This is a genomic window from Bacillus crepusculi (genome assembly GCF_014764715.1).
GTDB lineage: Bacteria > Bacillota > Bacilli > Bacillales > Bacillaceae > Bacillus.
Map to the genome: position 1 here is coordinate 322,884 of NZ_JACXXE010000002.1, position 26,307 is coordinate 349,190.

Genomic DNA, 26,307 nt, shown 5'->3' on the forward strand with positions numbered 1-26,307 from the left:
TCTCAATAGGTTTATCTCGCAAGCCAGCCGCCATCAACAGCTAAAATGTGGCCATTCATATAATCGGAAGCTGGTGAGCTAAGGAAAACGGCTGCACCGGCTAGATCCTCAGGCTGTCCCCAGCGCCCGGCAGGTATCCTTTTGAGAATCTCTTCATTTCGATTGTCATCGTCACGAATGGCTTGCGTGTTATTGGTCGCAATATAACCAGGTGCAATCGCATTTACCTGAATATGCTGGTTCGCCCATTCGTTTGCAAAAGCTTTCGTCAGCCCTGCGACAGCATGCTTACTCGCCGTATAAGCGGGAACAAAGACGCCGCCTTGAAACGAAAGAAGGGAGGCGATATTGACGATTTTCCCTTGCCCGTTTTTCAGCATCTGCTGTCCAACCTTTTGAGTGAGAAAAAAGAGACTGTTGATATTCACATTCATGACAGTATGCCAATTTTCCTCAGAATAGCGAGCGGCCTCTTCTCTTTTAATGGTTCCAGCATTATTGATTAAAATATCAATTGTATGCTGGTTTAACATGGTATCGACATCCCGCTGTGCAGACTGAGGATCGGCAAAATCGACCTGAACCGCATGAAATGATCTGCCAGTCTGTTCGACAAGCGCTTTTGTTTCATCAAGCGGGGTGTGGTGGTATGTTCCGATGATATTTGCACCTGAACGGGCAAGTGCCACGGCAATGCCTTGACCAATACCAGTTCCAGGGCCTGTCACAAGGGCTGTTTTACCTTCGAGGGAAAAGAGAGACTCAACATATGATGTCGTTGTCATCCTCGTTACCTCAGCTGGTCCATTGGGACAAAGTCCATATCTTTGAACGTATAGTTTTCGCCCGCCATTGCCCAAATAAATGAATAATTTGCAGTACCTGAGCCTGAATGAATGGACCAGGCAGGAGAAATGACCGCTTCCTCATTTGCGACAACGAGATGTCTCGTTTCAGATGGCTCTCCCATAAAGTGAAAGACACGAGCATCCTCTTCGATATCAAGATATAAGTACACTTCCATGCGCCGATCATGAATATGAGCGGGCATCGTGTTCCACGTGTTATTGATTTCAAGCTGAGTCATTCCCATCATGAGCTGACAGCTTTGGATGCCGTCTGCATGAATGACTTGATACAGATTTCGTACGTTTGAGGCAGCCGCCTCTCCTAAGTGGTTCGGTGTTAAATCAGCGATGGCTGCTTTTTGCGTAGGGTACGCTCTGTGAGCCGTTGCTGATACGAGATAGAACTTGGCCTGCTTGCCTGATGAACTAGTAAACTGGACATCTTTGTGTCCAAGACCAATATATAAGAAATCTTTATGCTCCAGCACGAAAGACTCACCATCAACTGTGACCGTTCCTTGCTCACCGACATTCACGATGCCAATTTCTCGTCTTTCAAGGAAGTAATCCGTGCGCAAAAAGTCTCCAGCATCCAGCTTGAGCGGTTCTGCTGTCGGCATTGCCCCGCCAATGACCACACGATCCTCATGTGAATAATAGAGCTTTAATTCACCATTTGCGAATAGCGTAGGAATATGAAAATGACGTCGAAGTTCCTCTGTTGTAAAACGTTTGACCTGCTCAGGATGTACAGCATAACGATTTTCCATTTGAGATAAGCCTCCCTTTTCATCTGAAACAAAATATTGAAGTTTTATTTGGTATCGGTTTCAAGGAAAATTCTAGAGGAAAAAGAGGGCGGCGTCAACCGTTATTTTGAAATCGCTTACTTTCAATTTATGAAAAAGGTTTTTTGCAATAATCATGCAAAAAAATCTTCTTGTATTACTGAAATTATGATATGCTCATTTTAAGTTTATTTGAAATCGGTTTCGAAACAAATGAGAAGATCGATTGTGGGAGTTTTTTGAATGAAAGAGAACAAGCAAACGAAAGTCACTATTAACGAAGTTGCGGCTTATGCAGGTGTTTCAAAATCAACTGTCTCCAGATATATCAATGGCAGAACAAATGAAATTTCTCCTGAAAAGGTCAAAAAAATTAAGAAGGCCATCGAGGAGCTCCATTACCGTCCGAGTCAGCTCGCTCAAGGACTGAAAGTAAGAAAAAGCAAGGTCATTGGGTTTATTGTAGCTGACATTACAAACCCATTCTCTGTGGCAACACTTCGCGGGGTGGAGGAGATTTGTGATGAATATGGATACAGCATCATGGTATGCAACACAGATAATCGTCCAGAAAAAGAACGGGAAATGCTCCTCAAGCTGAATGCACATTATATTGAAGGGCTCATCATCAATACGACAGGTCAAAACAATGATCTTCTGCAAGATTTTAAGAAAAATGGTGTGCCAATTGTTCTTGTTGATCGTAAATTACCTGAACTAAAGGTCGACACAGTGACAACGAATAATCGCGATATCACGATCCGGCTGCTTCAGCAAATGTATGAGAAAGGCTATGATCACATTGCTTTCTTTACAGAGCCGGTCGATGGAATCAGTCCTCGTGAAGAACGGAAGGAAGCATATGAACAGACAGCTTTGAGTAAACATAAGAAGCCGATCATTGCAGAAATCGATTTAAAGCAAAAGGAACAAATGAGAGAAGAGATTGTCCGCTTTTTACAATCAAACGAACAGAAAAAAGCGATTTTAGCAGGCAACGGATTACTCATGCTGAAGCTGATTAGTGAACTCGTGGAGCTTGGGGTCAAAATTCCAGAGGAGATAGGCATTGCAGGGTTTGATGATACCGAATGGTATAAGCTGATTGGACCAGGGATCACAACGGTTGCCCAGCCATCTCATGAGATGGGGAAAGCAGCCATGCAAAAAATCAAGACACGGCTTGAAGGTGATGAGAGTTCGCCCCAAACCATTCAACTTGATGGAGAGATCATGGTCAGGAAATCTTTCTAAGCGAAAGGCAGAGAAGAGTATACATACGTGCATGCTCTCTCTTTTTTTACTATTTTGAAACCGGTACCAAGAAAGGGGAGAAATGTGTGAAAGCATTGGATGTGGTCACATTTGGGGAATCAATGGCGATGTTTTATGCAAAGGAAGTCGGAGAGCTTCATCAAGTGAATACGTTTCAAAAGGCGCTTGCTGGTGCCGAGAGTAACGTGGCTGCCGGGCTGGCGAGACTCGGCTTTGAGGTGGGCTTTATGAGCAAAGTCGGGGCAGATTCACTAGGCACCTTTATTTTAGAAGAGCTTCAAAAAGAAGGAGTTGATACAAGTGCAGTGCTCCGTTCAAATGATGGTTCCCAAACGGGGATATTGCTTAAATCAAAGGTAATGGATGGAGACCCTGACGTGACGTATTACCGGAAAGGCTCTGCTGCGAGCACAATGAACCTAAGCGACTTTCCTGCCAGCTATTTTAAACAAGCAGGACACCTTCATATGACAGGTATTCCACCTGCTCTATCCAGTGAAATGAGAGCGTTTTCTTTTCGCGCTCTTCAAGCAATGAAGGAAGCAGGCAAAACCATTTCCTTTGATCCAAATCTTCGGCTTCAGCTATGGAAAGAGGAGGAAGATATGATTCATACAGTAAATCAGATAGCTTCTCAAGTCGATTGGTTTTTTCCGGGACTTGCAGAAGGACAAAGGCTCACAGGACGTCATGAACCGGAAGAAATTGCAGATGTTTATTTACAAAAAGGTGTCAAGCTAGTGGTGATTAAGCTCGGAGCAGAAGGTGCCTTTTATAAGAGTTCGGCCGGTCAAGGGGTTGTCAAAGGATTTCATATTCATGAAGTCATTGATACGGTCGGCGCTGGTGATGGGTTTGCTGTGGGGGTTATTAGCGGCTTACTTGACGGCTTATCAGATGAAAAATCTGTGACAAGGGGAAATGCCATTGGGGCACTTGCAGTCATGTCTCCAGGAGATAAGGATGGACTCCCCACTCGTGAGGAGCTTCAAATATTTATAAAAGAAGCCAAACGATATGACAAAAGGGAATATATGAAGGGGGATGAGAGATATGGGAAAGTCAGCAAGTTTGAGCGTTAAAGAGCAGCTCGCGGCTTGTAAACTGATTGCAGTGGTCAGAGCGGATAGTGAAGCAGAAGGCATGGAGATCATTCAGCGGTTAAAGAAAAAAGGGGTGCGTGCCATTGAAATAACGTATACCACGCCTCATGCTGAACGCATCATTGCATCCTTTCGGCATGAGCAAGACCTCATTGTAGGAGCGGGAACGGTTACGACGCTTGAACAGGCGCAATCAGCCATTGAGGCAGGCTCACAATTTATTGTCAGTCCAGGCTATCTTCCTATGATCGGAGAGCATCTCTCATTTCACGATACACTCTATATACCAGGTGTCCTCACTCCAAGTGAAATCATGCAGGCAAAAGCAAATGGATACCGCTTGCTCAAGCTTTTTCCAAGCGGCTCCTTCGGTTTATCCTATATGAAAAACCTACAAGGACCATTTCCAGAAATTGAATTTATACCAACAGGCGGTATTCATCCAGTCGATGTCCCAAAATGGCTCAAAGCAGGTGCTGTGGCAGTAGGTGTCGGCAGTCAGCTTGAAAGCAGTACAGCAGAAGAATTACAAGCGGTTCTTTCTTCATAAATACTTGAAATGATACAAACAACTGGCTCGTGGATGCCGGTTGTTTGTTCGTTTATCTGACATAATAGCAGGTGAAATCTAGCTCTTCACATACAATGATCGTAAGGAGGGATTGGAATGTATATTCAACAAGATGAACTCACGGATGGACGGATAGAACAACTGATCACCGATCATGTAGAGGAGATGAAGGCGCATTCTCCGCCAGAAAGCATTCATGCCCTTCCATTAGCAGATTTGAAAAAGCAAGATGTCACGGTGTGGAGTGTGCGAGATAAAGAGGAGCTTCTTGGCTGCGGAGCATTAAAGGAGCTATCAAGTGAACACGGGGAAATCAAATCGATGAGGACCGCAGCCCTCCATATGCGAAAAGGTGTAGCGAGGTATATGCTGAGCCATCTTCTTCAAGAGGCAAAACGGAGGGGCTATACACGTGTTAGCTTAGAGACAGGTGCAATGGCTTTCTTTGAGCCAGCAAGAAGCCTATATGAAAGCGCTGGGTTTCAATATTGCACGCCTTTTGGTTCATATCAAGAAGATCCAAACAGTTTATTTATGACAAAGGAATTATAGAGGTCGAGAGAGTATGCTTATAAGCAGCTCTTTTTTTATGTGGCAATATTGGAAAGGAGGGGGATATGAGTGAAATTGTCTAAGTGGCTAGGAATGGGTGCATTTCTCATATTTTGTGTGGTATCTGTTATCTTTTTAACTTTGTTAGGTCAAGATTTATTTAAAATTGAAAGCGCTTCCGAAAAAATGGCGTCCTCCTATCAATATCACTTTGTCCTTATACCGGAGGAACTTGATAATGAATATTGGCAGCTGGTGCAAAAGGGAGCAGCTGATGCGGCGGCTGTTCATCGTGTGTATCTCGAATACCTGGGGCCGAAGCAGGCAGATTTGGATGATCATCTGAAAACCATTGATATGGCGATCGCTGGGCATGTAGATGGCGTGATGACGCAGGGACTTGATGCCAAGAAATACAAACCGCTCTTTCAAAAAGCAAGAGAAAAAGGCATTGACGTCGTTACGGTCGATACGGATGCAGAGGGGAGCAAGCGTCAAGTGTATGTAGGAACGGATAATTATTATTCAGGCTTTATCGCAGGACAGGCGTTCATTGCAGATACAAAAGGTGAACAGTATGTAGGAATTGTCACAGGGAGGCTTGATGCCATTCACCAAAAGCTGCGCGTCAAGGGATTTCGAGATGCCGTTTCTGCTGAAAAACGTATTCATATTGCTGGAATAGAAGAATCAGCCATTACGAAGTCAGGGGCTTCGGGTGCCGCTTATAAACTATTAAACGATCATGAAAAGCTGACCGCATTTTATGGAACAAGTGCATTAGATGGTGTCGGCATCATTCAAGCAACAGCCCAATATCAATCATCTACTGATTTTTATGTGCTCGCATTTGATACATTGCCTGATACGATTCAGGCACTTGATAAAGGGAAAATCGATGCGGTGGTCGTGCAGCACCCTTATGAAATGGGCTACCAAGCCGTTGAAGCACTTGTTCGTTTACAGAAAGGCGAAAAGGAAGAACCGCTACAGTACACAGGGACGAGTGTGATTCGTCGCGGGGATCTACCTCTACAGCAAACAGAAAGACCACAGGGGGTACAGCCATGAGAAGGATTCGAGGTAAATTGTTACTCGCATTTTTAATCCTTGTGCTCCTTGGCAACGTGGCCGCTTTTTTTGTCTATTGGAGCAGCTCGAACATCACATCAGAATATAGCAAAAGCTTTCGTTCCTTTCTCCTGCTCAATGATATATCGACAGAGGCAAAAACGATGTATGAGAAGGTCAATGCCTATGCCATCGAGAAGGATCGGCAGTTTGCCACACAATATCTTGAATCAAAACAAAAAATGAAAGCCTACGATCAGGCGCTGCGAAAGGATGCTGGTCTTCATGCCGCAATCCCCTCTATTGAAAAATATCAATATATGATGCGGACGCTCATGAATGAAAGTGATGCGACCATGACATATGTAAAAGAAGGGGAAATTAAAGAATATGCTGCAAGTGTGAAGGAGGTAAGAACTGTCTCCTCCTATATACAAGAGCAAACGATGACCCTGCTCGATGATGAATTATCCGAGTATCAGGTACTCTATCAATCCCTTCAAAAAAGACATCAAACCTATGCGCTTTTTACCCTTTGTCTGTTTACGTTATCGATTGGGGTTGCATTATGGATGGCTTATATCATTGCTGGCGGGATATCAAGGCCAATCGTTCATCTGTCTCGAAGCGTAAAAGAAGTATCAGAAGGAAATTTTGATGGAGCGGACTTGCATGTCACATCGAAGGATGAAATTTCTGTATTAAATGAGGCCTTTCAACGAATGCGGCAAGAGATGAAAATGATGATTGAAGAGATGAAACAAAAGGCTGCCTTAGATCAAAAAATCAAAGATATGAAGTTGAAAACGCTGCAAAACCAAATGAATCCACACTTTTTATTTAACACATTAAACATCGTTTCACGTATGGCTTACTTAGAATCAGCAGACGCCACATCGAGATTGATTCAATCCGTTTCCACGCTGATGCGGTATTCGCTGTCTGCTCTCAGTACGTCCGTTACATTGGATCAAGAAGTGAAAGTGGTCAAAGAGTATTTTCATATACAAGAAACGAGATTTGCCGATCGTATTACATGCAAAACGAGCATAGATGAGTCGTGTTTATCCGTTCACATCCCAAGTCTTACATTACAGCCGCTTGTCGAAAATGCCTTTATTCATGGCGTGGAACCAAAGGAGGAAGACGGGCTTGTCGAGCTCTCGATCTATCAAGAAGGTGGCTATGTCATGATTCGAATTCGGGACAATGGGATGGGGATCAATGAACAAGAGAAAGTGAGATTGCTATCAGAAAAAGAAGAGGATGATCCGAACACACTGAGTAAAGGCCACTCAACAGGGATCGGCCTTCGAAATGTGATGTCAAGACTGCGCTTGTTTTACGGGGTGCAGGATGCCCTTCAAATTGATTCAACGCCAAACGAAGGCACCACCATCCAATTGGCGATTCCGATAAAGGAGGAACCAGCATGCTGAACGTGCTGATTGTAGATGATGAAAAAATAGAACGACTAGCGATGCGGAAGTTCATGACCGAATGGCTGCCAGAATGTCATATTGCAGGAGAAGCTGAAAATGGAAAGAAGGCGGTTGAATTTGCGCTAGCGGAGCCCATTCACCTTGTGCTCATGGATATTCAGATGCCTGGAATGGATGGACTGACAGCGATCAAACAGATCAAAGCAAGTAGTCCGCATACAAAATTTATTATGCTGACAGCCTATGATACGTTCGATTATGCCAAGCAGGCCATGCAGGAAGGGGTGAAACAATACCTCGTTAAACCAGCTGATAAAGATGAAACCATTGCGGCCATTCGATCTGTTGCGGCAGAAATTCATCAGGAAGCGTCTCAGCGGAAGGCAGCGACAGTCAATGAGCAGTCAAAGTGGCTAGAAGCCCATGTGATCAATGGTCAATCTTATACCTCAACGGAGTTTGAGCGGCTGTTTCAGGAATTTAAAGCAGGTCTGGTCATCGCTGTTCAGCGGGCAGGCGGTGATCAGCTGTTAAACCATTTGCGGCAGTCATCTCGTTTTCAAGTGGTGCCTATCCAAATGGGCGGTGAGTGGTTTACATGCTTTATTTACAGCCATCAATCCCCAGGCCACCTAAAGGCAGATATCCTGCAAGCCATTCGATCCGCCATGACAAGCGAACAGCCTTCACCTGTTGTTGGCATGGGGTACCCAGTCTCAAACCCGCTTCATCTTCAGAAAAGTGCAGCAGAGGCGAAGCTTTCCTATTATCAGCGAAAAAAGGATGGCGGCGTTGTTCGGTATGGTTTTTACGATACAGGATGGCAGTCCAATTTGTTGATTCATCTGCCTGAGCTTGCCGACGACATGATGCTGGCGCTGGAAGAAGGAAGAAGAGAGGATGCGCTTGCCTTATTTGATGCTTTTGAATTAGAGGGGGCGGCACTTTCACATGTAAAGGAGCTACTGGTTCTATTAAAATCACGACTCCGTGCAGATCTCTCCATTTTGACCATCAGCACAGCAGCAGAATGCCGTCAGTGCTGTGAGTATTTATTTGACGTGTATGAAGCGAGAGCTCAGACCGTGAATGACATCGAGCGGGCAAAACGTTACATCAAAACGCATTTCTGTGAACAGATCACACTTGAGCAAACTGCCGCCTATGTTGACTTAAGCCCTACCTATTTCACAAAACGCTTTAAAGATGAGACAGGCCTGACGTTTAAAGAATATGTGACAACCTGCCGGCTGGATAAAATCAAGATGCTTCTCAAAGACAGCTCGCTTAGTTTAAAAGAAATTACGTATCAGGCAGGGTATACAGATCCCAATTATGTCAGCCGTGTATTTAAAAAAATGGTTGGCTGTTCACCGAAGGAATATCGAAAGCTGTCCGTAAAAAAATGAAGAATTTCATAAAAAAGTGAAGAAATTCGCCTGAAAAAAAGCAAGGATCTGCCATTATACTTATTGTGATAACGCTTACAAAAAAGGGATGGGGGATCAATCATGAAGTTCAAATTAGGCTTTACGTTACTTACGATCTGTATGCTTCTTGTCACCGCTTGCAGTTCATCGGCGAACTCCGATGCAAAAAAAGAAGGCGGAGCGGAGAAGCTCGACATTTTCTCATGGTGGACTGGGGCAGGTGAGGAAGACGGGCTGAAAGCACTCATTCAATTGTTTGAAGAGAAAAATAAAGACATTCCAATTGAAAATGCAGCGGTCGCAGGTGGTGCTGGTACGAACGCAAAGGCTGTCCTCACTAGCCGGATGCAAGGAAATGATCCACCAGCTACCTTCCAAGTACATGGCGGGGCGGAGCTGAACGAGAGCTGGGTCGCAGCAGGCAAAATGGAGCCGCTAGATGACCTATATGAAAAAGAAGGCTGGAAGGATAAATTTCCAAAATCACTGATTGACCTTGTCAGCAAGGATGGAAAAATCTATTCAGTACCAGTGAACATTCACAGGGGCAATGTGCTCTGGTATAACAAGAAGGTATTTGATGATGCAGGCTTAGAGCCGCCAACGACCTTTGATGAATTTTTCAAAACAGCCGATGCCTTAAAGAAAAAAGGGATTACACCACTTGCGCTTGGGGACAAAGAGCCTTGGGCAGCGACTCATTTGTTTGAGAGCGTACTGCTGGGTGTATTAGGCGCAGATGATTATCAAAAACTTTGGGCGGGCGACATCAAAATGGATGACGCAAAAGTGAAGGAAGCGGCAGACATCTTTGGACGTATGCTCGAGTATGTAAACGACGATCATAGCTCTCGTAACTGGCAGGATGCCTCGCAGCTCGTAGCAAAAGGGGAAGCGGCAATGAATGTCATGGGCGACTGGGCAAAGGGATATTTTGTGAATGATCTAGATTTGAAGGTAAATCAAGACTTTGGTTACGTGGCAACTCCGGGTACGGAGGGAAGCTTTATGGTGATCACTGATACATTCGGACTGCCGAAGGGTGTCAAACAGCCAGAAAACGTGAAAAAATTCTTATCTGTCTTAGGATCTGTGGAAGGACAGGATGCGTTTAATCCGTTGAAAGGATCGATTCCGGCACGTGTGGATGCAGATGTATCAAAATATGATGAATACGGAAAATCGGCGATGAAGGCATTTAAAGAGTCAAAGCTTGCGCCGTCTCTCGCTCATGGCTCAGCTGCTGAAGAAGGCTTTGTGACAAAAGCGAATCAAGCCGTCAATATTTTCGTGACACAAAAAGACAGTAGCCAATTTGTTTCATCTTTAAAAGATTCAATGAAATAAAGACGAAGGAGGCGGCGAATAGGCACCGCCTCTTTTTTAAAAAGGAGTGTCGCTTCATGCGCATGGACACATCGCCAATCACAAAAGCACCAACGCCCAAAGTAAAACGTGTTCGGAAAAAATGGAATGGAGACCAGCTGCTTGCGCTGCTATTTTTAGCCCCGTCAGCTGTTTTATTATTCATCTTTGTTTACGGGTTTATTGGCTGGACAGGGTATGTTTCATTATCCAACTGGACCTCGCTTGTTCCAGATTTCTCTTTCGCAGGTCTTCAAAATTATATCATGCTGTTTCAAGATTTCCGCTTTCAGTCAGACCTGCGAAACACGGTCTTTTTTACTCTATTCTTTATTGGAGCAGTCATTGCCTCTGGGCTGGCACTTGCGATTTTACTAGACCAGAAGATCAAGGGTGAATCTCTTTTTCGGAATTTATTTTTCTTTCCAATGGCCCTTTCCTTCGTTGTCACAGGAGTCGTATGGCAATGGATTTTAAACCCGTCAACTGGGGTGAATTTATTTTTAAAAACGATAGGCATCCAGCCAAAGTGGTACACGGATACGAACATTTTAGCCGGATTTGCCTGGGGGAAAATTGAGTTTGGTGTACCTGCGGCAATGATTGCAGTCGTGATTGCAGCTGTTTGGCAGATGACTGGATTTTCTCTCGCAATGTATTTGGCGGGTCTTAGAGGAATTCCAGAGGAAGTGAGAGAGGCTGCTAGAATGGACGGGGCAACCGAGTGGCAGATTTACCGGAAGATTATTTTTCCGCTTTTAAAACCGATTACTGCAAGTGTCATTATTATTATGGCACATATTTCTTTAAAGATTTTCGACTTGATTTACTCGATGACAGGACCGGGTGCGAACTTTGTGACGGATGTACCGGGCGTTTATATGTTTGAAATGACCTTTAGAGGTAACCATTATGCAGGCGGTGCCGCCATCGCGATGATCATGCTGATCTCTGTTGCAGTCTTTATCGTGCCGTATCTCCTGTCGAGCCGGAAGGGGGCTTCATCATGACCGCCAAATGGTTTGTCCGTCCAGTTCTGTATGCTTTATTGATTTTGTGCAGCCTCTTTTTTCTGATGCCAGTCTATGTCATGCTCGTCACAAGTTTGAAGCCGTTAGGTGAAGTCACCCTTGAGCGAATGTGGTCGCTGCCATCAACTCTTGATTTCTCGAGCTATCAAATCGCGTTTGAAAAGCTATCACCCAATTTAATCAATTCTCTTTATCTTGTCATTCCTGCTACTTTATTGTCAGCCGTATTAGGTGCGATGAATGGGTATGTGCTGTCTAAATGGCGCTTTAAAGGATCAGAAGTGGTGTTTACCTTGATGCTGTTCGGTATGTTTATTCCGTATCAAAGCATCCTCATTCCACTCATTCAATTTTTGCGTGAAGTCGGATTGTATAACTCGATTCCAGGTCTTGTGCTTGTCCATGTCGTCTATGGACTACCGATCACAACACTCATGTTCCGGAATTTCTATGTGAGCATCCCTGATGAAATGATTGAATCGGCGAAAATGGATGGCGCAGGGTTTATCGGGATTTTCAGACATATGATTCTTCCGCTTTCCATCACAGGATTTGTCGTGGTCGCCATTTGGCAGTTCACAAATGTGTGGAATGAGTTTTTATTTGCGGTCACGATGACCACGGCGGAGCACCAGCCGGTGATGGTCGCCTTGCAAAACCTATCAGGCAGTCAAATTGTGCAATGGAACGTCCAAATGGCAGGGGCGATATTGGCCGCACTGCCGACACTATTGGTCTATATTCTGCTCGGAAAATACTTTGTCAAAGGGCTTCTCGCAGGCTCTGTGAAAGGATAAAAAAATTTTTATGTTATCGTTTTCATTCGGTGTATTGAAAGGATTGACTTCTCTTTAGATAGCGTCATAATTAAAGTTGAGACTTGCTAGTTTTCAATGCTTGGTAAGGATTATCAAAGGGTAGCAAAGGGAGGAGTCATCCTGAATGAAGCAGTCACCAATTTTTTTACTGCCTGAATTGAAGGAGAGAATATGGGGAGGTACAGCCTTAAGGGATCAATTTGGCTATGATATTCCTTCTGATCAAACGGGAGAATGCTGGGCAATTTCTGCTCATCCAAACGGACCAAGTGTCGTGCAAGACGGTCCATATAAAGGGAAAACGCTGATCGAACTATGGGACAATCACAGAGAATTGTTCGGGGGAATAGAAGGCGATCGCTTCCCGCTGTTAACAAAAATTTTAGATGCAAACCAAGACCTGTCCGTTCAAGTTCATCCAGATGATGATTACGCGGAAAGACATGAAAATGGCGAGCTTGGGAAAACAGAGTGCTGGTATATTATTGACTGCAAAGAAGACGCAGAAATGATCTACGGTCATAATGCAAGAACAAGAACTGAGCTTGTGACCATGATGAACAGTGGAGATTGGGAAGGGCTTTTGCGTAGAGTGAAGATTAAGCCTGGTGATTTTTATTATGTGCCAAGCGGTACCATCCATGCGCTCTGCGAAGGGACACTTGTCCTTGAAACGCAGCAAAGCTCAGATACAACCTATCGGGTATATGATTATGAAAGAAAAGACCAAGATGGCAATGAGCGTGAACTTCATTTTGCGCAAGCCATTGATGTCACAACAGTCCCTCATGTAGACGGTTATACAGATGAATCAGTCGAAACTCGTCCAGGGATGACCATTCGAACCTTTGTCGAAGCAGAATATTTCTCTGTGTATAAATGGGAAATTGATCAAAAGGTAGAGCTTTCGCAAGATGATCCATTTTTGCTGTGCAGTGTGATTCATGGAGAAGGGTCCTTAGAACATAACGGGCATACATACCCACTGCAAAAAGGAGCTCATTTCATTTTGCCGGCAGAAACAGGGAGCTTCTCGATTGAAGGATCTTGTGAACTGATTGTGTCACATATATAAAGGGGAAGAGGACTTCAAGAGGGTCCTCTATTTTTCTATTTCATAAATGACTTGAAAGAAGATTTGTTTTTGTCGATAAAGAGATTAGTAGACTATATTATGCAAAGTTAAGAGAGGGACAGGGAACGTGAAAAAAACCATCAAGATTATGTTACTCGCAGCTGCCTTTGGTATGACATTACATACGGGCAAAGAAGCGCAAGCAGCCTCCTATGTCGATCAATCCATTTATACGATTAGCACCTCAAAAGTATTTACAACAGAATCAGAAGTGAAAAAAGCAGTGGAAACACTAAAGAAAGACAAAAAGTGGACAGCCACTTATCAAACATCAGGGAATACGTCGACCTATCAGCTCACTGCCTCAGGATTCGACTCACTAGCTGCAGCGAGTGCAAGTGCAGCTGCGTTAAAAAAAGAGGTAGGTATGAGCGGTACGGTGTCTCCAGTAGGTGAGCGCCTACCTTTACAAAAAATCGTAACTGACCCGGTCAACGATGAAAGTCAGGCGAAAAAGCTTTCGGTCGAGTTAACGAAAACATCAGGGCTCAATAGCTCCTATGAAGTGATCAATCAAAGCAGACCATCTTATCAGGTCATATCAGGAACCATTGATTCTGAAACGAAAGTGAAAAATATTCAAACAGAATTACAAAAGCAGGCAGGCGTCACTAGTACATACCAAACCGAGAGCAAGGCTGGCACTGTGTATCAGCTGATCTCAGGCGGTATCGTTGGACAAAGTAAGGCGAATACCATTCTGCAAGGCTTTCAAAAGGAATCTGACTTAAAAGCAGTGCTTCAAACGGTGGTAGCAGGCAAGCCTTATTACACCGTCACATCAGCTGCACTAGCCAACCAGTCGAAAGCCCAAACACTTCTTACCCAGCTTCAAAAAGAAGCGAAAATCAGCGGGAAGATTCAGAAGACCGGGGTCGCTAAAAATGTCTATAGCATGGAATCAGGCTATTTCAAAGACAGTAAACAAGCAGCATCAGCTGCGGCTCAAATTAAGAAACAAACCGGTGCTGCAGGTACTGTGCAGCGAGTAGGGAAGACGAAAAGTTATATCGTGAAGCTCAATCAATTGAATGATACAGCTTACACAAAATCGGTTGCCTTTTTCAAGAAAAAGAAATGGCGCTATACAGCTAAAAAGATTTCATCTACACAGCCATATCAAGTCGTGACTGGGAACCTTTTAGGAGACGATCAAGCGAAAAAAGCAACGACCTTCTTCCAAAAGAAAAAGGTATCTGCAGCAGCTAAAAAGACGGGTAAAGCCTCAGACAGCACGTATCGACTCGTTGTCAATCAAGCAACGGATCAAGCGAAAGTGAATAAAGGCGCTGCATACTTAAAAGTGCAAAAGATGACGAGCAGCATCACGACAGGGAAGGGGCAAGCTGTCAGCAAGGCGTATAGTCTTATGACAACACCTGTTTATGATCAAAGTAAAGTGAAGCAGGCTCAAGAGATCATCAAGAAAAATGGGGTAGCCAGTAGTACAAAAACGCTGACAGAAGCTGTCAAGCAATACCGTATCACGACAGAAGCAACTGTGAATCAGACAAAACTGAATCAAGCACTTAGTTATTTGACGAAACAAAAAATGAAGGCCGCTGCTCAAAAAACGGGTACAACCGATTATGGCCAATATCAAATGAAAACAGGGGTCATTGCGACTGCCGCCTTGCGAGACCAAGGGATGGCATTTTTCAAAAAACGGAATGAAACAGCTACTTATACAACGACAACAACACCGACATATAAAATGAACATCACGCAGCAATTTACAGGATTACCAAATGCGAATGCGGCCATTGCTTTTGTGAAAAGCCAATATGGCTGGACGGCCACAGCAACAAAAATCAAAAATGGCCCAATGGTGATGCAAACGAATTATAATCTCACTGTCGATGAAATGGTGAATAAGCAAATGAAAGTGTCACCACAAACAGATGGTGCGGCCTATGTCTATGCAGCATATGTAGATCCAGCGACATCAACAGTGAATACGGATGGATTAAATGTACGTTCTACACCCGATTCAAGCTCTGCAAGCAACATCGTGGCACAGCTGAACAAAGGCACAAAAGTGAAACAGCTCGGGAAAGAAGGAAACTGGATCAAGATCAGTCTTGGCTGGAGAAATGCGAGTTCAGCAGAAGTATTAAAATATGTAGATCCAGCTAATATCGCTGAGGGCACTCAATCGTATTTTCAATTTCTTAAACTCTCTGAAGCTGCCAATCTCAATCCGACTGAAGTCAATTCAAAGATTTTAGCAGGGAAAGGAATTCTTGCCGGAAAAGGACAAGCCTTTATTACAGCAGCGAAAACGTATCACATCAACGAAATCTATCTGATTTCTCATGCGCTACTTGAAACGGGTAACGGAAGTTCGATTTTAGCGAACGGTACAATGTTTAATGGACAGAAAGTATATAACATGTATGGCATTGGCGCATACGACAGCAATCCGAATTATCTCGGTGCTAAATATGCGTATGAACAGCAATGGTTCACGCCAGAGGCAGCCATTATTGGCGGGGCAAAATTCATTGGCAACAGCTATATCAATAACGCCACATACAAACAAGATACCATTTATAAAATGCGCTGGTCTGCGACAGCCACTCATCAATATGCTACGGATATTGGATGGGCTTATAAGCAGGTCACTCGTATGTATAGTTTGTATAACTTACTTGATAACTATACGCTGTATTATGATATTCCGGTTTACAACAAATAAAAAAACGTCCGTGCTTCCTATTGAGAAGCCGGACGTTTTTTTTGTAAGAGCTGTTGTTCAATAAATGATAGGAGCTGCTTACTTGATTGTCCCTTTGAGTATTGGTTCCATTCCTCAGCAAAGGTTTTTATTCGTTCTCCATTGGCTGCTTCGTTTAGATACAAAAGCTCCTTCAAGAGCATGTCCTGAGTGACGCAAGCCTTTCCGGGAATGATGTCTTCATAACGATCGACTAAGCCCCGTTTCTTTCGATAAGTCTCTAAATCATAAGTGAAGAACAAAACAGGTTTTTCGAGCAGTGCATATTCAAACACAATCGACGAATAATCCGTAATCAGAACATCGCAAGCGCGAAGCAAAGGATAGAGCGGCTGATCGGACACATCAAAGATCCATTCACCATCTGTTTCTGCCTTCGCTAAATGTTTCACCGCAGGATGAAGCTTGACAAGCAGGATATAGTCGCCATTCAGCTCTGTCTGCAATTGCTCCTTTGAAAAAGGCAGGGCAAGACTGTCCATTGCATAATCTCGATAGGTCGGTGCGTAAAGCAGTACCTTTTTCCCTTTGGGTAAATGATCTAGCTTCAAGGAAGGCGGGTGCTCATCATAGTACACATCTGTCAGCGGTACACCTGTTAGTAAAAAACGTTCGTCATTGACCCCAAACGATGACTTGAAAATCTCACGCATGTGATCTGAACCCGTAACGATATAATCAAAAGACGCATAGACCCGTTTGAAGCGTTCCATATCACGTGAACTCCGTTCGAGATTTGAAGCGTCTTCAAGGCCGAACTTTTTCAAAGCGCCATTGGCATGCCATACTTGAATGCAGGTGGTAGAAGGCCGGTTTCTTAATACACTTGTCATGAGAAAGTAATTATCCGTCACGACGACCTTGCTTTTTAGCATCGTATAAATACATTGAATGAGATGGAAAGGATTTTTTTCATGAAAATAGCGAAATGACAAATGCGGCTCGTCCTTTTCTATATGGGAAGCATGCTTCGTATAGAGGACTGTCAGCTCCATCGTCATATTCGCTTGTTGTTGATAGGTATGAATGAGAGCAGCCGCATTCTCATGGAATGAAACAAGCAGCGTCACCTGGTTTTCACGTGGTTTCACGCCGCTCATCAGCCATCCAATGAAAGAAACAAAGGCTGCATAGCATGAAATGATGATTGAGCGTATATTCATCATCGATCAGTCTCTCATAGCTGCTTCGTCTGATCCTTTACATGCTCAGGATAGTAACGTTTTTTCCCTTTGCTTTCTTTCAATACGGCAAAGGCGTACTTTGGAATATTCAGCATTCGTTTCCATCTCCACGGATTGACAATCAGTCTGTACAGCCATTCCGTATTTGTCTTGATCATCCAGCGGGGTGCACGCTTCACCGTTCCGCTAAATACATCAAAGCTTCCGCCTAAACCGATGCAAACAGCCTGCGGGAACAAATGGCGGTATTCATAAATAAAGTTCTCCTGATTTGGATAACCTAAAGCAACGAACACCATATCTGCTTTCGAGCGAGCGATTTGTTTCGCCACGAAACGCTTATCGGCTTGATAGCCGTCACAGCTACCTGCGATGACCACATTTGGATATTCCGTATCAATCCGCTGTTTGACAGCCTCAAGTACTTCTTGTTTCGCACCGTATAAAAAGATACTTTTAGACTGCTTGTTTGCTAGATCAAGCATAGACATGAAGACATCAAAGCCTGCGATTCTAGATTTAAGCGGACTTTGTGTCATGCGTGACATCAGTACGACGCCTACACCATCCGGCAATACATAATCAGCAGAAGAGACGACTTGATGATACGCATCATCCTTCATGACTGCATAACCAATCTCTGGATTCACAGTCGCAATCATGGCGCCTCTTCTCTGAGAAATATGATGCTGATTGATATAACTAATAAATTCATCTAAGTCGCCGTTTACATAAGAAAGGTTAGAGACCACTTCTGTTTGCATTGTTCAGACCTCCTTTTTCATCTTGTTATCTATGAACGTTCATTGTAAATTCATTCTTCGCCTACTCATCATTTTATCACAGTTGCTCCATGAAATATTAACAATAACTTTACAATCCTTTAAATTTGATGACATTTTCATAATTTCATACAGTTGATGATCAGTGAAACATTGATTTTTCGGACTTTTCATTCCGTGCCCATTAAATTGGAAATAGTTTGTCTTTACATCTGCTTAACGTTTGATGGGCGCTGTGATATAATGAGGTTCCGAAGAGCGAAAAATATGATCGAAGATAATAGGATTACGGATAAACAATACTGCATTGAAGGCAGTCGAATAAGGAATGAAGAAAGGAGTTCATGTTTGCAATGAAGAAAGTTATTACTTACGGTACATTTGATTTATTACACTGGGGGCACATTAAGCTGCTAGAGCGTGCAAAGCAGCTTGGAGATTACTTGGTGGTCGCCATCTCGACAGATGAGTTTAATTTGCAAAAATCGAAAAAGGCTTATCATAGCTATGAGCATCGAAAGCTGATTTTAGAAACCATTCGTTATGTAGATGAGGTCATTCCAGAAAATAGCTGGGATCAAAAAGTCCGTGACGTGCAAGAGCACGACATTGATGTGTTTGTCATGGGAGATGACTGGGAAGGTAAATTCGATTTCTTGAAAGAGCATTGCGAAGTCGTATACTTGAAGAGAACAGAAGGCATCTCGACAACACAAATTAAGGAAGAAATTGCAGGACTTTAATAGATCGAAAAAAAGTACTTCTTATCTTTTGGTGAGAAGTACTTTTTCATGTAAAATACAATGAGCAAGTCATCATTATTTTTAAGGAGAGCTTCCTTTGTTTCAAAATTGGATGAAGAAAAAAGTTGAACACACATTGGATCAACCTGAACAACATGAAACAATGACATCAGTTGACATGCCTGATATGGACTACTACTTTATTATGGGTGATGTGCCAAAACAGGATGAGAGCTTAACGAAGTCTTTAAAAGCGAGATTAAAGCCACTGGCTGACAAACATAAACGTGCTGCGATTTTAACTTTGAATTTCGATGTAAATGTGAAGGACCGTATTCACAGCATAGAGGAGACACTTCATCCTCAAATTGACATCATGAATGTATTTGAACACTATATTCTACCGGAGAGCGGAAATAAAAGACGTTATTCAGAGTTTATTGCCGGTGAAGTATCGCATTCAATCAATGAAGCAAACCTCCCAGCAGACGAATCGACCATTCAGGTGACGAGATATGAGCTGCCTTCTGCCCCCATTTGTTATCTTGATCAGTATAATGAAGAGCAGCAATTAGTGAAGAGGGAAGAATACAATTGGCAGGGAGCTTTGCGCAGAGTACAAAGCTTTGTTCCTCATACAGGCGCACTATATTTGGAGGAATTGATCAAGGATGATGGCAGCATTTTTATGGAGATCATTTACGCTGGTGATGCAAAAAAGAATCCAGTCCGCCATATCAATTGGTATAAAAAAACAGGGATTCAAACATTTACAAAGAAAACAGATATAAAACAACAATGGCTATCTAGCGTTCAATCACAAAATGACCGTCTGAAGCTGATGATCACAGAGGACCGGGATCAGGATCGGCACCTGTTTAACATGGATCAGCCTGAAACAACGTATTATGCCGCATTTGTGCATGACGCACATTATGAAGACGATCCACATCAGCTCTATTCTCAATATGGAGAATTATTTAAACAAATCAGAAAGCAGCAAGTGGATGCCGTCTTCTTTGCGAATACTAAGCATAAAGAAGATGTCGAGAAGATATTGGGAAGACAAGCCTATTTTTATCTTGTGCCTTCTGACGAAATGTCTGTTTGGAATACATCACTTCACCATATGCTCGAAAATCGTGAGCGTAAAGATGAACTGAGAAGCATCGTAGAACGTACGAAATGGGTCCTGCGTGATCTAAGCTCAGAGCATCATGTTCTTCATCTTCACCTTGAGATGAAAGATGAAATGAGTCATGCGGATCATGTGCAAATAGATTTCGCAGGATATGATCGAGTCAATGGAGCTGAAATCATCTCTCAAACAATCGACGAAAATCATCAAGTCAGCTTCCCAATTGGTCATTTTCAAACAAAGAAAAACATTGACATCAATCAAACGAAATATGTTGATTTTTACATTCGTTTTAAAACAGAAGAACTTCAAGAAGTTTTGCAGCGTCTAGAAGTAGAGGGAGAGCTGCTCACCAATAAACCATCATCAATTGATGGATGGTCGTATCGAACGAAACAAGGAAACTATTCTTGGAAAGTGAAATAACGAGACAAAATAGCGGTAAGATTTCTGAACAGAGGAGATTAACGATTAATGATTGAAGAGGGAATTCATAAGAAGAGTGTCGTTGAAGGGTTAAAAAATCATCATGAAAAACTAGAAATGCTTGTTCGCATTCACGATGACATGCCATTAACAGATAGAGAATTTTATTTGTTTATGAGGGAAAGGGTATCAAAACAAGAACTTTTCCTTCCGCTTGTTCATCAAGAAGAGAATCTATTCAAATTGGTATTGAGTGAAGCATCGCTACCGCTTGCGTTAGAGCAGGGCCAGACATATAACCTATATGTCACGGACTATCTGAGTACAAACAAAGAAGAGGACGAAGACGAGCTTGAGGACTCCGCTTATGATTCTGATTCGGAAGAAGAGGATGACGAAGTAAAAGAAGCGGATCACTCAGAAGTAGAAGAGAAAACGCCATACTATAAATGCCGTTTAAAAATGGAAATAGAGAAGCCTGAGCTGACTTTCCTAGAAAATAAAGATGCGATGCTCTATGTCATTCCATATCGCACAGACAAAGGGAATGCTTCTTTGAAAATTAAACGTGAGCTAAAGGTTGTGAAATTCCATCACATCGGGCTCAGCAAAGAATGTACGTTATCTTTATCTGGATATGCAGGTGTTCTAAGTGCGGAGCATCCTTATCAGATCAAGGAAGTAAAGCTTCTATTGAAGAAAAATGGAGAAGAGCCCATTGAGCATCGCTTTCCAGTAAGCATGACTCATATAAAAGATGAAGCGGTCAATTACCGTGATGATCATCAAGCACCACAGCTTTATGAATTTTCAACTGAAGTTCCTTTGCAGGAATTAACCTATTCCTTAAACAAACGTTTTGTATACCGCTTCTATCTAGAATTTATCTGCGATGTGAACGGAGTAGAGGAAACATTAACAACTGCTTCTTTGGTGCTTGGAGATCGCTCGAACAAACTCAAAGGACTTGTTCGAATTCATAAACGAAACGATGTACCGATTCGGTATGAAGTGTACCGAAAGAAAAAAAGACAAACGCTTGGCATCCGAATCAATGATTACACCATGAAAACACGTGCGAAGTACTACGTCAAAAGCAAATGGAAGAAATTCAAAAAGCAAATTGGCAAAATCAAAAAAGTCCGTAACCGACTTGTGACAACTACCTTCAAAACGACCTTTAAGCTGGCGAGTAAGCTGTCTGTCAAAAAGAAAACCGTTGTTTTTGAAAGCTTTAATGGAAAACAATTCAGTTGTAATCCGCGTGGTATTTATGAGTATATGAAAGAACATCATCCTGAATATACGTTGATCTGGAGCGTCAAAAAAGGGCATGAAGCACCCTTTAAGGAAAAGGGTATCTACTATATCAATCGTCTGTCACTTAAATGGATTTTTGCGATGGCAAGAGCCGAGTATTGGGTCGTAAACAGCCGTTTGCCTCTATGGGTTCCAAAGCCAGACCACACCACATACTTGCAGACTTGGCACGGTACGCCGTTAAAACGACTGGCAATGGACATGGACGAGGTGCATATGCCTGGAACAAACACGAAAAAATACAAAAAGAATTTCACGAAAGAGGCATCGAATTGGGATTATCTCATTTCACCTAATGCCTACTCGACTGAAATCTTTACACGTGCGTTCCAATTTCAAAAGACGATGATTGAGTCAGGATATCCGAGAAATGACTTCCTTCACAATCAAAACAATGAAGAAACGATGAGAGCACTCAAACAAAAGATGAACCTGCCGCTTGATAAAAAATTGATCTTATACGCACCGACATGGAGAGACGATCAATTTTATAAAAAAGGGCAGTACAAATTTGATTTGGACCTTGATCTGCATGAGCTAAGAGCCTCTATCGGAGACGAATATATCATCATTCTTCGTATGCACTATTTAGTCGCTGAAAACTTTGATCTAGGACCATATGAAGGCTTTGCCTATGACTTCTCTCATTACGAAGACATTAGAGACCTTTATATGATTTCTGATTTGCTCATCACAGACTACTCATCCGTGTTCTTTGATTATGCAAATCTCAAACGTCCGATGCTGTTCTATGTACCAGACATCGAAACATATCGTGACAAACTAAGAGGCTTCTACTTCGACTTTGAACAAGAAGCACCTGGACCGCTTGTGAAAGAGACAGCAAGTGTTATTGACTGGGTAAGAGAAACAGAACAACCAACCTTTACATTACCAGCTTCATTTGCACCGTTTTATGAAAAATTCTGCTATTTAGAGAGCGGGGAGTCGTCGAAGCGGGTTGTTGAAGTGGTGTTTTCTGAAAAATAGTGAAAAAAGTACCGTTCTTCACATTTTGAACGGTACTTTTTGTGTTTTTTATTCCATTCTACACATATTTAAAAGTAATGGTAAAAATAAAAAAACATAGAAATTTAACAATAAACATGCTAAATTTAGATAAGATTATCCGTTAATGTAAATATGCTGAAAATAATATAGAGGTGCTTCAATGTATAAACTTTATCATAATTTTATAGAAATTCTCAATTTAGATGAACACAAGCTAGTGTTATATATTGATGAAATAGAGAAATTGTGCACTTTTGAGTTTGAAAAGTTACATGTAAACGAATCAAAGTGGATTTGTGAAATTGATGTAAAGGATCAATTGATTTTGGAATCCACAATAGGCAACTCTCATGAAATGATCTATCTCTATGCTAAAGATCAGAATTTATATATTGTGAAAGAAAGCTCAGACATGATTCAGCCAAATCAAATTCATCCTATAGAGATTAACAATCAATTTGAAGATATCTATGTCAAACAACTAGGGATAGATCGTTATGGTTTGTATAGAGGCGAAGATGAACTGTTACTATTTTCAGGGTTGCTGAACGTAGATGAGATCAACCAGAATTATAAAATGGATTTGACCATTGATGGGGCGGATAGACGATTTGTGGATATCTCCTTTATCATATACAGCCCTTTCCACTTAGTTATTACGTATGACTGTCAAAATAAAGAACTAAATGTAAGGAAAATTTTGTTTGATGTGATACAGGAACATAAAGATATTGAAGTGATTGTCAATAACCGTAATCAAATCAAAATTTTAAATAAGGTGACTGAGCAAACGAAAATCGTCAACTTTAGACTTGTTCCTGTATATCAACCGCTCAAAATTTTTGGTAAAGATACGTTAGAGCAATTCAAACAAGACAATATTCTTAATATCTTGGTCATTAATAAACAAAGATATTACATATATGTAAGAGCGAATGGCGTTTACTTAGTGAGAGGAAACCCATATCTCGTTACAAAACATACATCAAGATTACGCATTTTTAGTTTGTTTAATAGTTTTTATATTTATGGAAGATTGACGCATTACGCCTATAATTCAGATCAAAAGTATGAATACCTTTACATTAGAAATTCTGAACACCAGCTGGCGAAATTTATAAGACCATTTAGAAAGATCAAATTTCTGAAAAGGTATGGTTTCTTTAAAATATCGTTAAATGATCTTGATTTAGACAGCAGAATCCACAATAACTTATTCGTTGGAAATGATAACCGAATTATCCATAGTTTAAGGTTGAAAAAAAGAGATAAAAAGGTGAAAACATATATCACGAAAAAGAATGGGGACAAGCTTCAAGTACTAAGAACAAATCTATTTGGAAATGTGACATCAACCATTATTCCTTATTCACAGGAATATTCTTTATTTAGTAAAGTAAAAATAAAAATAGCGAGCATCTTATCATCTTTCTATAAAGACAAGAAGTATGGTGTGAATTTGTTTTTTGAGAAAAAGAGTGATAAAGCAGATGAATCAGCTATTAGAGTGTATGACTACGTACAAGAGAAATGTCAAACAGACTCAAGAAATTACTTTATTCTTAATAAGAAATCAAGCGCATATCCAGCATTGAAGGCTAAATATGGGAAGGGGATTATTCCGAAATATAGCCTGCGACACTACTTGAGTATCTTTAACGCCAGCTATTTTATTTCAAGTGAATTATCTAACCATGTTCTGAATGATAGATTATACATTGATCATCTCAGAGAGAGAATCATGAGTGTCCCGCTCGTCTTTTTACAACATGGCATTATGTTTGCGAAACCGGTTGATAATCCAATGGCTTTTGGATTTCATAAAGACAAAAACCAATACAATATTTATAAATCAGTGATCAGCTCTGAATTAGAGGCCGGTGAATTTTATAAGATGAAATATGACCGTGAGGATTTAATTTTGACAGGGCTTGCAACCTTTGACCATGCAAAATTAGTAGATGGTGCAGATAAGATCGCCTTTATGCCAACTTACCGATATTGGGAAGAGGGGCTTATTTATACAAATAGAATTGAAGAAACATCTTATTATAGAGTTCTGATCAAAATTATCAAAAGCTTTGAAGAAGCAGGTCTTCTCGATCGTCTGTTAATTGTACCGCATAACAAATTTTCGCAGTACGTTTATCAAAATCTACCTCAGTATAAGCATATTATTTCTGATAATCCATCGGAAGCGCTAAAAGTATCAAAAGTGTTTATCACTGATTATTCTTCTGCTATTTATGATGCACAATATAGAGGAGCCTACCCTATTTTTTATTGGGAAGAGAAAGATTATTTAATTAGACAGTATAAGGCCATCCCTCCTGTAAACGAAGAAAATGCACCAGGACCGATTGCATATAATACACAAGACCTGATTCGAATTGTCAAACATGCGATTGATCATCAGTATGTTGTGGAAGATGAATATAAAGAAAAATATTTGAAAATCAACAGCTTTAACGATAATCAAAATACGAAAAGAATTACAGATTTCTTAAAAGAGCATCAAATTATCTAATGTCTTAGGCCCCCTGAATCTATGATTGAAAGGATTCAGGGGTTTTTTGCCTTCTCGTTTGACTAGCACGACTTTTGTTATAAGATGAAATGTGAATCGTTATCTGTTACAATTATGAGCGGTGCTTTTTAAAAAAGTAATCCCAAAAACTTATATCTAAGGAAGATTAGAATGAACGCAATGTTGACGATATTAAAGGAGCAAATCAGCTCATTTCCGCTGATTATGCGACTTGCTGTTTATGAAACAAAATCAAAATATCAGATGAATTATTTAGGTGTTTTATGGCAGTTTTTAAATCCATTGATTCAAATGCTGGCTTACTGGTTCGTTTTTGGTATGGGCATTCGCGGGGGACAGCCAATTGTCATTGGAGGCATGGAGGTTCCATTTATCATTTGGATGCTTGCCGGATTAATTCCATGGTTCTTCATTAGTCCGACGATTCTTGATGGATCAAACAGTGTGTTTAAACGCATTAATATGGTATCGAAAATGAATTTTCCGATTAGTGCGCTGCCGTCTGTGGTGATTATGTCCAATTTGTTTAGCTATTTTGTCATGATGGGTGTCTATTTCATTGTGCTGATTTCCTATGGCATATATCCTGACGCGCATTGGCTACAATATATTTACTACCTTATATGTATGATCGCGTTTATGTTTTCGTTTAGTTTGTTTAATTCCACCATTAGCGTACTCGTGAGGGACTATCAATTTCTGTTACAATCAGTGACACGCTTACTTTTCTTTTTGCTGCCGATTTTTTGGAATATTTCAGAGAAGCTCACTGGAGACAAAGCGTGGATTGGAGATATTTTAAGACTGAATCCACTTTTCTATATTATTGATGGTTTTAGAAATAGCTTGTTAAAGGGAGAATGGTTCTTCCATGATGTCAAATATACACTTTATTTTTGGCTGATCACGCTTCTTCTTTTAACAGTCGGTTCATTGCTTCATATGAAATTCAGGGATAAATTTGTCGATTTTCTTTAAAAAGTAAGGAG

21 protein-coding genes are annotated in these 26,307 nt (G+C 41.5%); 17 read left to right on the top strand and 4 right to left on the bottom strand.

Features of this window, described 5'->3' with window-relative positions; translation table 11 throughout:
• Positions 1-11 precede the first annotated feature (11 nt).
• Positions 12-785: a 2-dehydro-3-deoxy-D-gluconate 5-dehydrogenase KduD gene (kduD, locus tag IEE86_RS05615; protein ID WP_191096324.1), complete on the bottom strand. Its 774-nt coding sequence runs from the start codon at positions 783-785 to the stop codon at positions 12-14.
• Between the two features lie 5 nt (positions 786-790).
• On the bottom strand, positions 791-1,618 hold the full coding sequence (gene kduI / locus IEE86_RS05620; protein WP_191096325.1) for a 5-dehydro-4-deoxy-D-glucuronate isomerase: 828 nt from the start codon (positions 1,616-1,618) through the stop codon (positions 791-793).
• A 261-nt stretch (positions 1,619-1,879) separates the two neighbouring features.
• On the opposite strand from kduI, the gene IEE86_RS05625 reads away from it, so the two are divergent.
• The 12 genes from IEE86_RS05625 to IEE86_RS05680 all read left to right on the top strand — a co-directional run bounded on the left by IEE86_RS05625 (position 1,880) and on the right by IEE86_RS05680 (position 16,127).
• Positions 1,880-2,890 carry a LacI family DNA-binding transcriptional regulator gene (locus IEE86_RS05625; RefSeq protein WP_191096326.1) on the top strand — a complete coding sequence of 337 codons (1,011 nt, stop codon included), beginning with the start codon at positions 1,880-1,882 and terminating at the stop codon, positions 2,888-2,890.
• Positions 2,891-2,976: 86 nt separating this feature from the next.
• Positions 2,977-3,993 carry a sugar kinase gene (locus IEE86_RS05630; RefSeq protein ID WP_191096327.1) on the top strand — a complete coding sequence of 339 codons (1,017 nt, stop codon included), beginning with the start codon at positions 2,977-2,979 and terminating at the stop codon, positions 3,991-3,993.
• Positions 3,965-4,564, top strand: a complete 600-nt coding sequence (locus IEE86_RS05635) for a bifunctional 4-hydroxy-2-oxoglutarate aldolase/2-dehydro-3-deoxy-phosphogluconate aldolase (protein ID WP_191096328.1) — start codon at positions 3,965-3,967, stop codon at positions 4,562-4,564. The genes IEE86_RS05630 and IEE86_RS05635 overlap by 29 nt, the downstream gene beginning before the upstream one ends.
• A gap of 117 nt (positions 4,565-4,681) precedes the next feature.
• Complete coding sequence (locus tag IEE86_RS05640; RefSeq protein WP_191096329.1) at positions 4,682-5,137, top strand: GNAT family N-acetyltransferase; 456 nt, start codon at positions 4,682-4,684, stop codon at positions 5,135-5,137.
• A 69-nt stretch (positions 5,138-5,206) separates the two neighbouring features.
• Positions 5,207-6,208: a sugar-binding protein gene (locus IEE86_RS05645; protein ID WP_191096330.1), complete on the top strand. Its 1,002-nt coding sequence runs from the start codon at positions 5,207-5,209 to the stop codon at positions 6,206-6,208.
• The gene (locus IEE86_RS05650; RefSeq protein ID WP_191096331.1) at positions 6,205-7,647 is read left to right on the top strand and encodes a sensor histidine kinase; all 1,443 of its coding nucleotides are present in this window, start codon (positions 6,205-6,207) and stop codon (positions 7,645-7,647) included. The genes IEE86_RS05645 and IEE86_RS05650 overlap by 4 nt, the downstream gene beginning before the upstream one ends.
• Positions 7,641-9,059: a response regulator gene (locus tag IEE86_RS05655; protein WP_191096332.1), complete on the top strand. Its 1,419-nt coding sequence runs from the start codon at positions 7,641-7,643 to the stop codon at positions 9,057-9,059. Before IEE86_RS05650 ends, IEE86_RS05655 begins: the two co-directional genes overlap by 7 nt.
• A gap of 102 nt (positions 9,060-9,161) precedes the next feature.
• The gene (locus IEE86_RS05660) at positions 9,162-10,427 is read left to right on the top strand and encodes an ABC transporter substrate-binding protein (protein ID WP_191096333.1); all 1,266 of its coding nucleotides are present in this window, start codon (positions 9,162-9,164) and stop codon (positions 10,425-10,427) included.
• A 56-nt stretch (positions 10,428-10,483) separates the two neighbouring features.
• On the top strand, positions 10,484-11,455 hold the full coding sequence (locus IEE86_RS05665) for a carbohydrate ABC transporter permease (RefSeq protein WP_191096334.1): 972 nt from the start codon (positions 10,484-10,486) through the stop codon (positions 11,453-11,455).
• Positions 11,452-12,273, top strand: a complete 822-nt coding sequence (locus tag IEE86_RS05670) for a carbohydrate ABC transporter permease (protein ID WP_191096335.1) — start codon at positions 11,452-11,454, stop codon at positions 12,271-12,273. Before IEE86_RS05665 ends, IEE86_RS05670 begins: the two co-directional genes overlap by 4 nt.
• A gap of 145 nt (positions 12,274-12,418) precedes the next feature.
• Positions 12,419-13,369 (top strand): mannose-6-phosphate isomerase, class I, encoded by a 951-nt coding sequence (gene manA / locus IEE86_RS05675; RefSeq protein ID WP_191096336.1) that lies wholly within the window; start codon positions 12,419-12,421, stop codon positions 13,367-13,369.
• 127 nt (positions 13,370-13,496) lie between these two features.
• Entirely contained in the window at positions 13,497-16,127 is a 2,631-nt protein-coding gene (locus IEE86_RS05680) for an N-acetylglucosaminidase (RefSeq protein ID WP_191096337.1), read from the top strand.
• A 17-nt stretch (positions 16,128-16,144) separates the two neighbouring features.
• Here the strand turns inward: IEE86_RS05680 and IEE86_RS05685 are convergent, their stop codons facing one another.
• Positions 16,145-17,332: a CDP-glycerol glycerophosphotransferase family protein gene (locus IEE86_RS05685; protein WP_318010253.1), complete on the bottom strand. Its 1,188-nt coding sequence runs from the start codon at positions 17,330-17,332 to the stop codon at positions 16,145-16,147.
• 11 nt (positions 17,333-17,343) lie between these two features.
• On the bottom strand, positions 17,344-18,114 hold the full coding sequence (locus tag IEE86_RS05690) for a WecB/TagA/CpsF family glycosyltransferase (RefSeq protein WP_191096338.1): 771 nt from the start codon (positions 18,112-18,114) through the stop codon (positions 17,344-17,346).
• A 371-nt stretch (positions 18,115-18,485) separates the two neighbouring features.
• Between IEE86_RS05690 and tagD the strand changes: the two genes are divergently transcribed.
• The 5 genes from tagD to IEE86_RS05715 all read left to right on the top strand — a co-directional run bounded on the left by tagD (position 18,486) and on the right by IEE86_RS05715 (position 26,296).
• Positions 18,486-18,875 (top strand): glycerol-3-phosphate cytidylyltransferase, encoded by a 390-nt coding sequence (tagD, locus tag IEE86_RS05695; protein WP_008343212.1) that lies wholly within the window; start codon positions 18,486-18,488, stop codon positions 18,873-18,875.
• A 97-nt stretch (positions 18,876-18,972) separates the two neighbouring features.
• Entirely contained in the window at positions 18,973-20,439 is a 1,467-nt protein-coding gene (locus IEE86_RS05700; RefSeq protein ID WP_191096339.1) for an alpha-glucosyltransferase N-terminal domain-containing protein, read from the top strand.
• Between the two features lie 48 nt (positions 20,440-20,487).
• A complete protein-coding gene (locus IEE86_RS05705) occupies positions 20,488-22,749 on the top strand; it encodes a CDP-glycerol glycerophosphotransferase family protein (protein WP_191096340.1) in 2,262 nt (753 codons plus the stop codon).
• 181 nt (positions 22,750-22,930) lie between these two features.
• A complete protein-coding gene (locus tag IEE86_RS05710) occupies positions 22,931-25,297 on the top strand; it encodes a CDP-glycerol glycerophosphotransferase family protein (RefSeq protein WP_191096341.1) in 2,367 nt (788 codons plus the stop codon).
• A 171-nt stretch (positions 25,298-25,468) separates the two neighbouring features.
• Entirely contained in the window at positions 25,469-26,296 is an 828-nt protein-coding gene (locus IEE86_RS05715) for an ABC transporter permease (RefSeq protein ID WP_191096342.1), read from the top strand.
• The last annotated feature ends 11 nt before the right edge of the window (positions 26,297-26,307 follow it).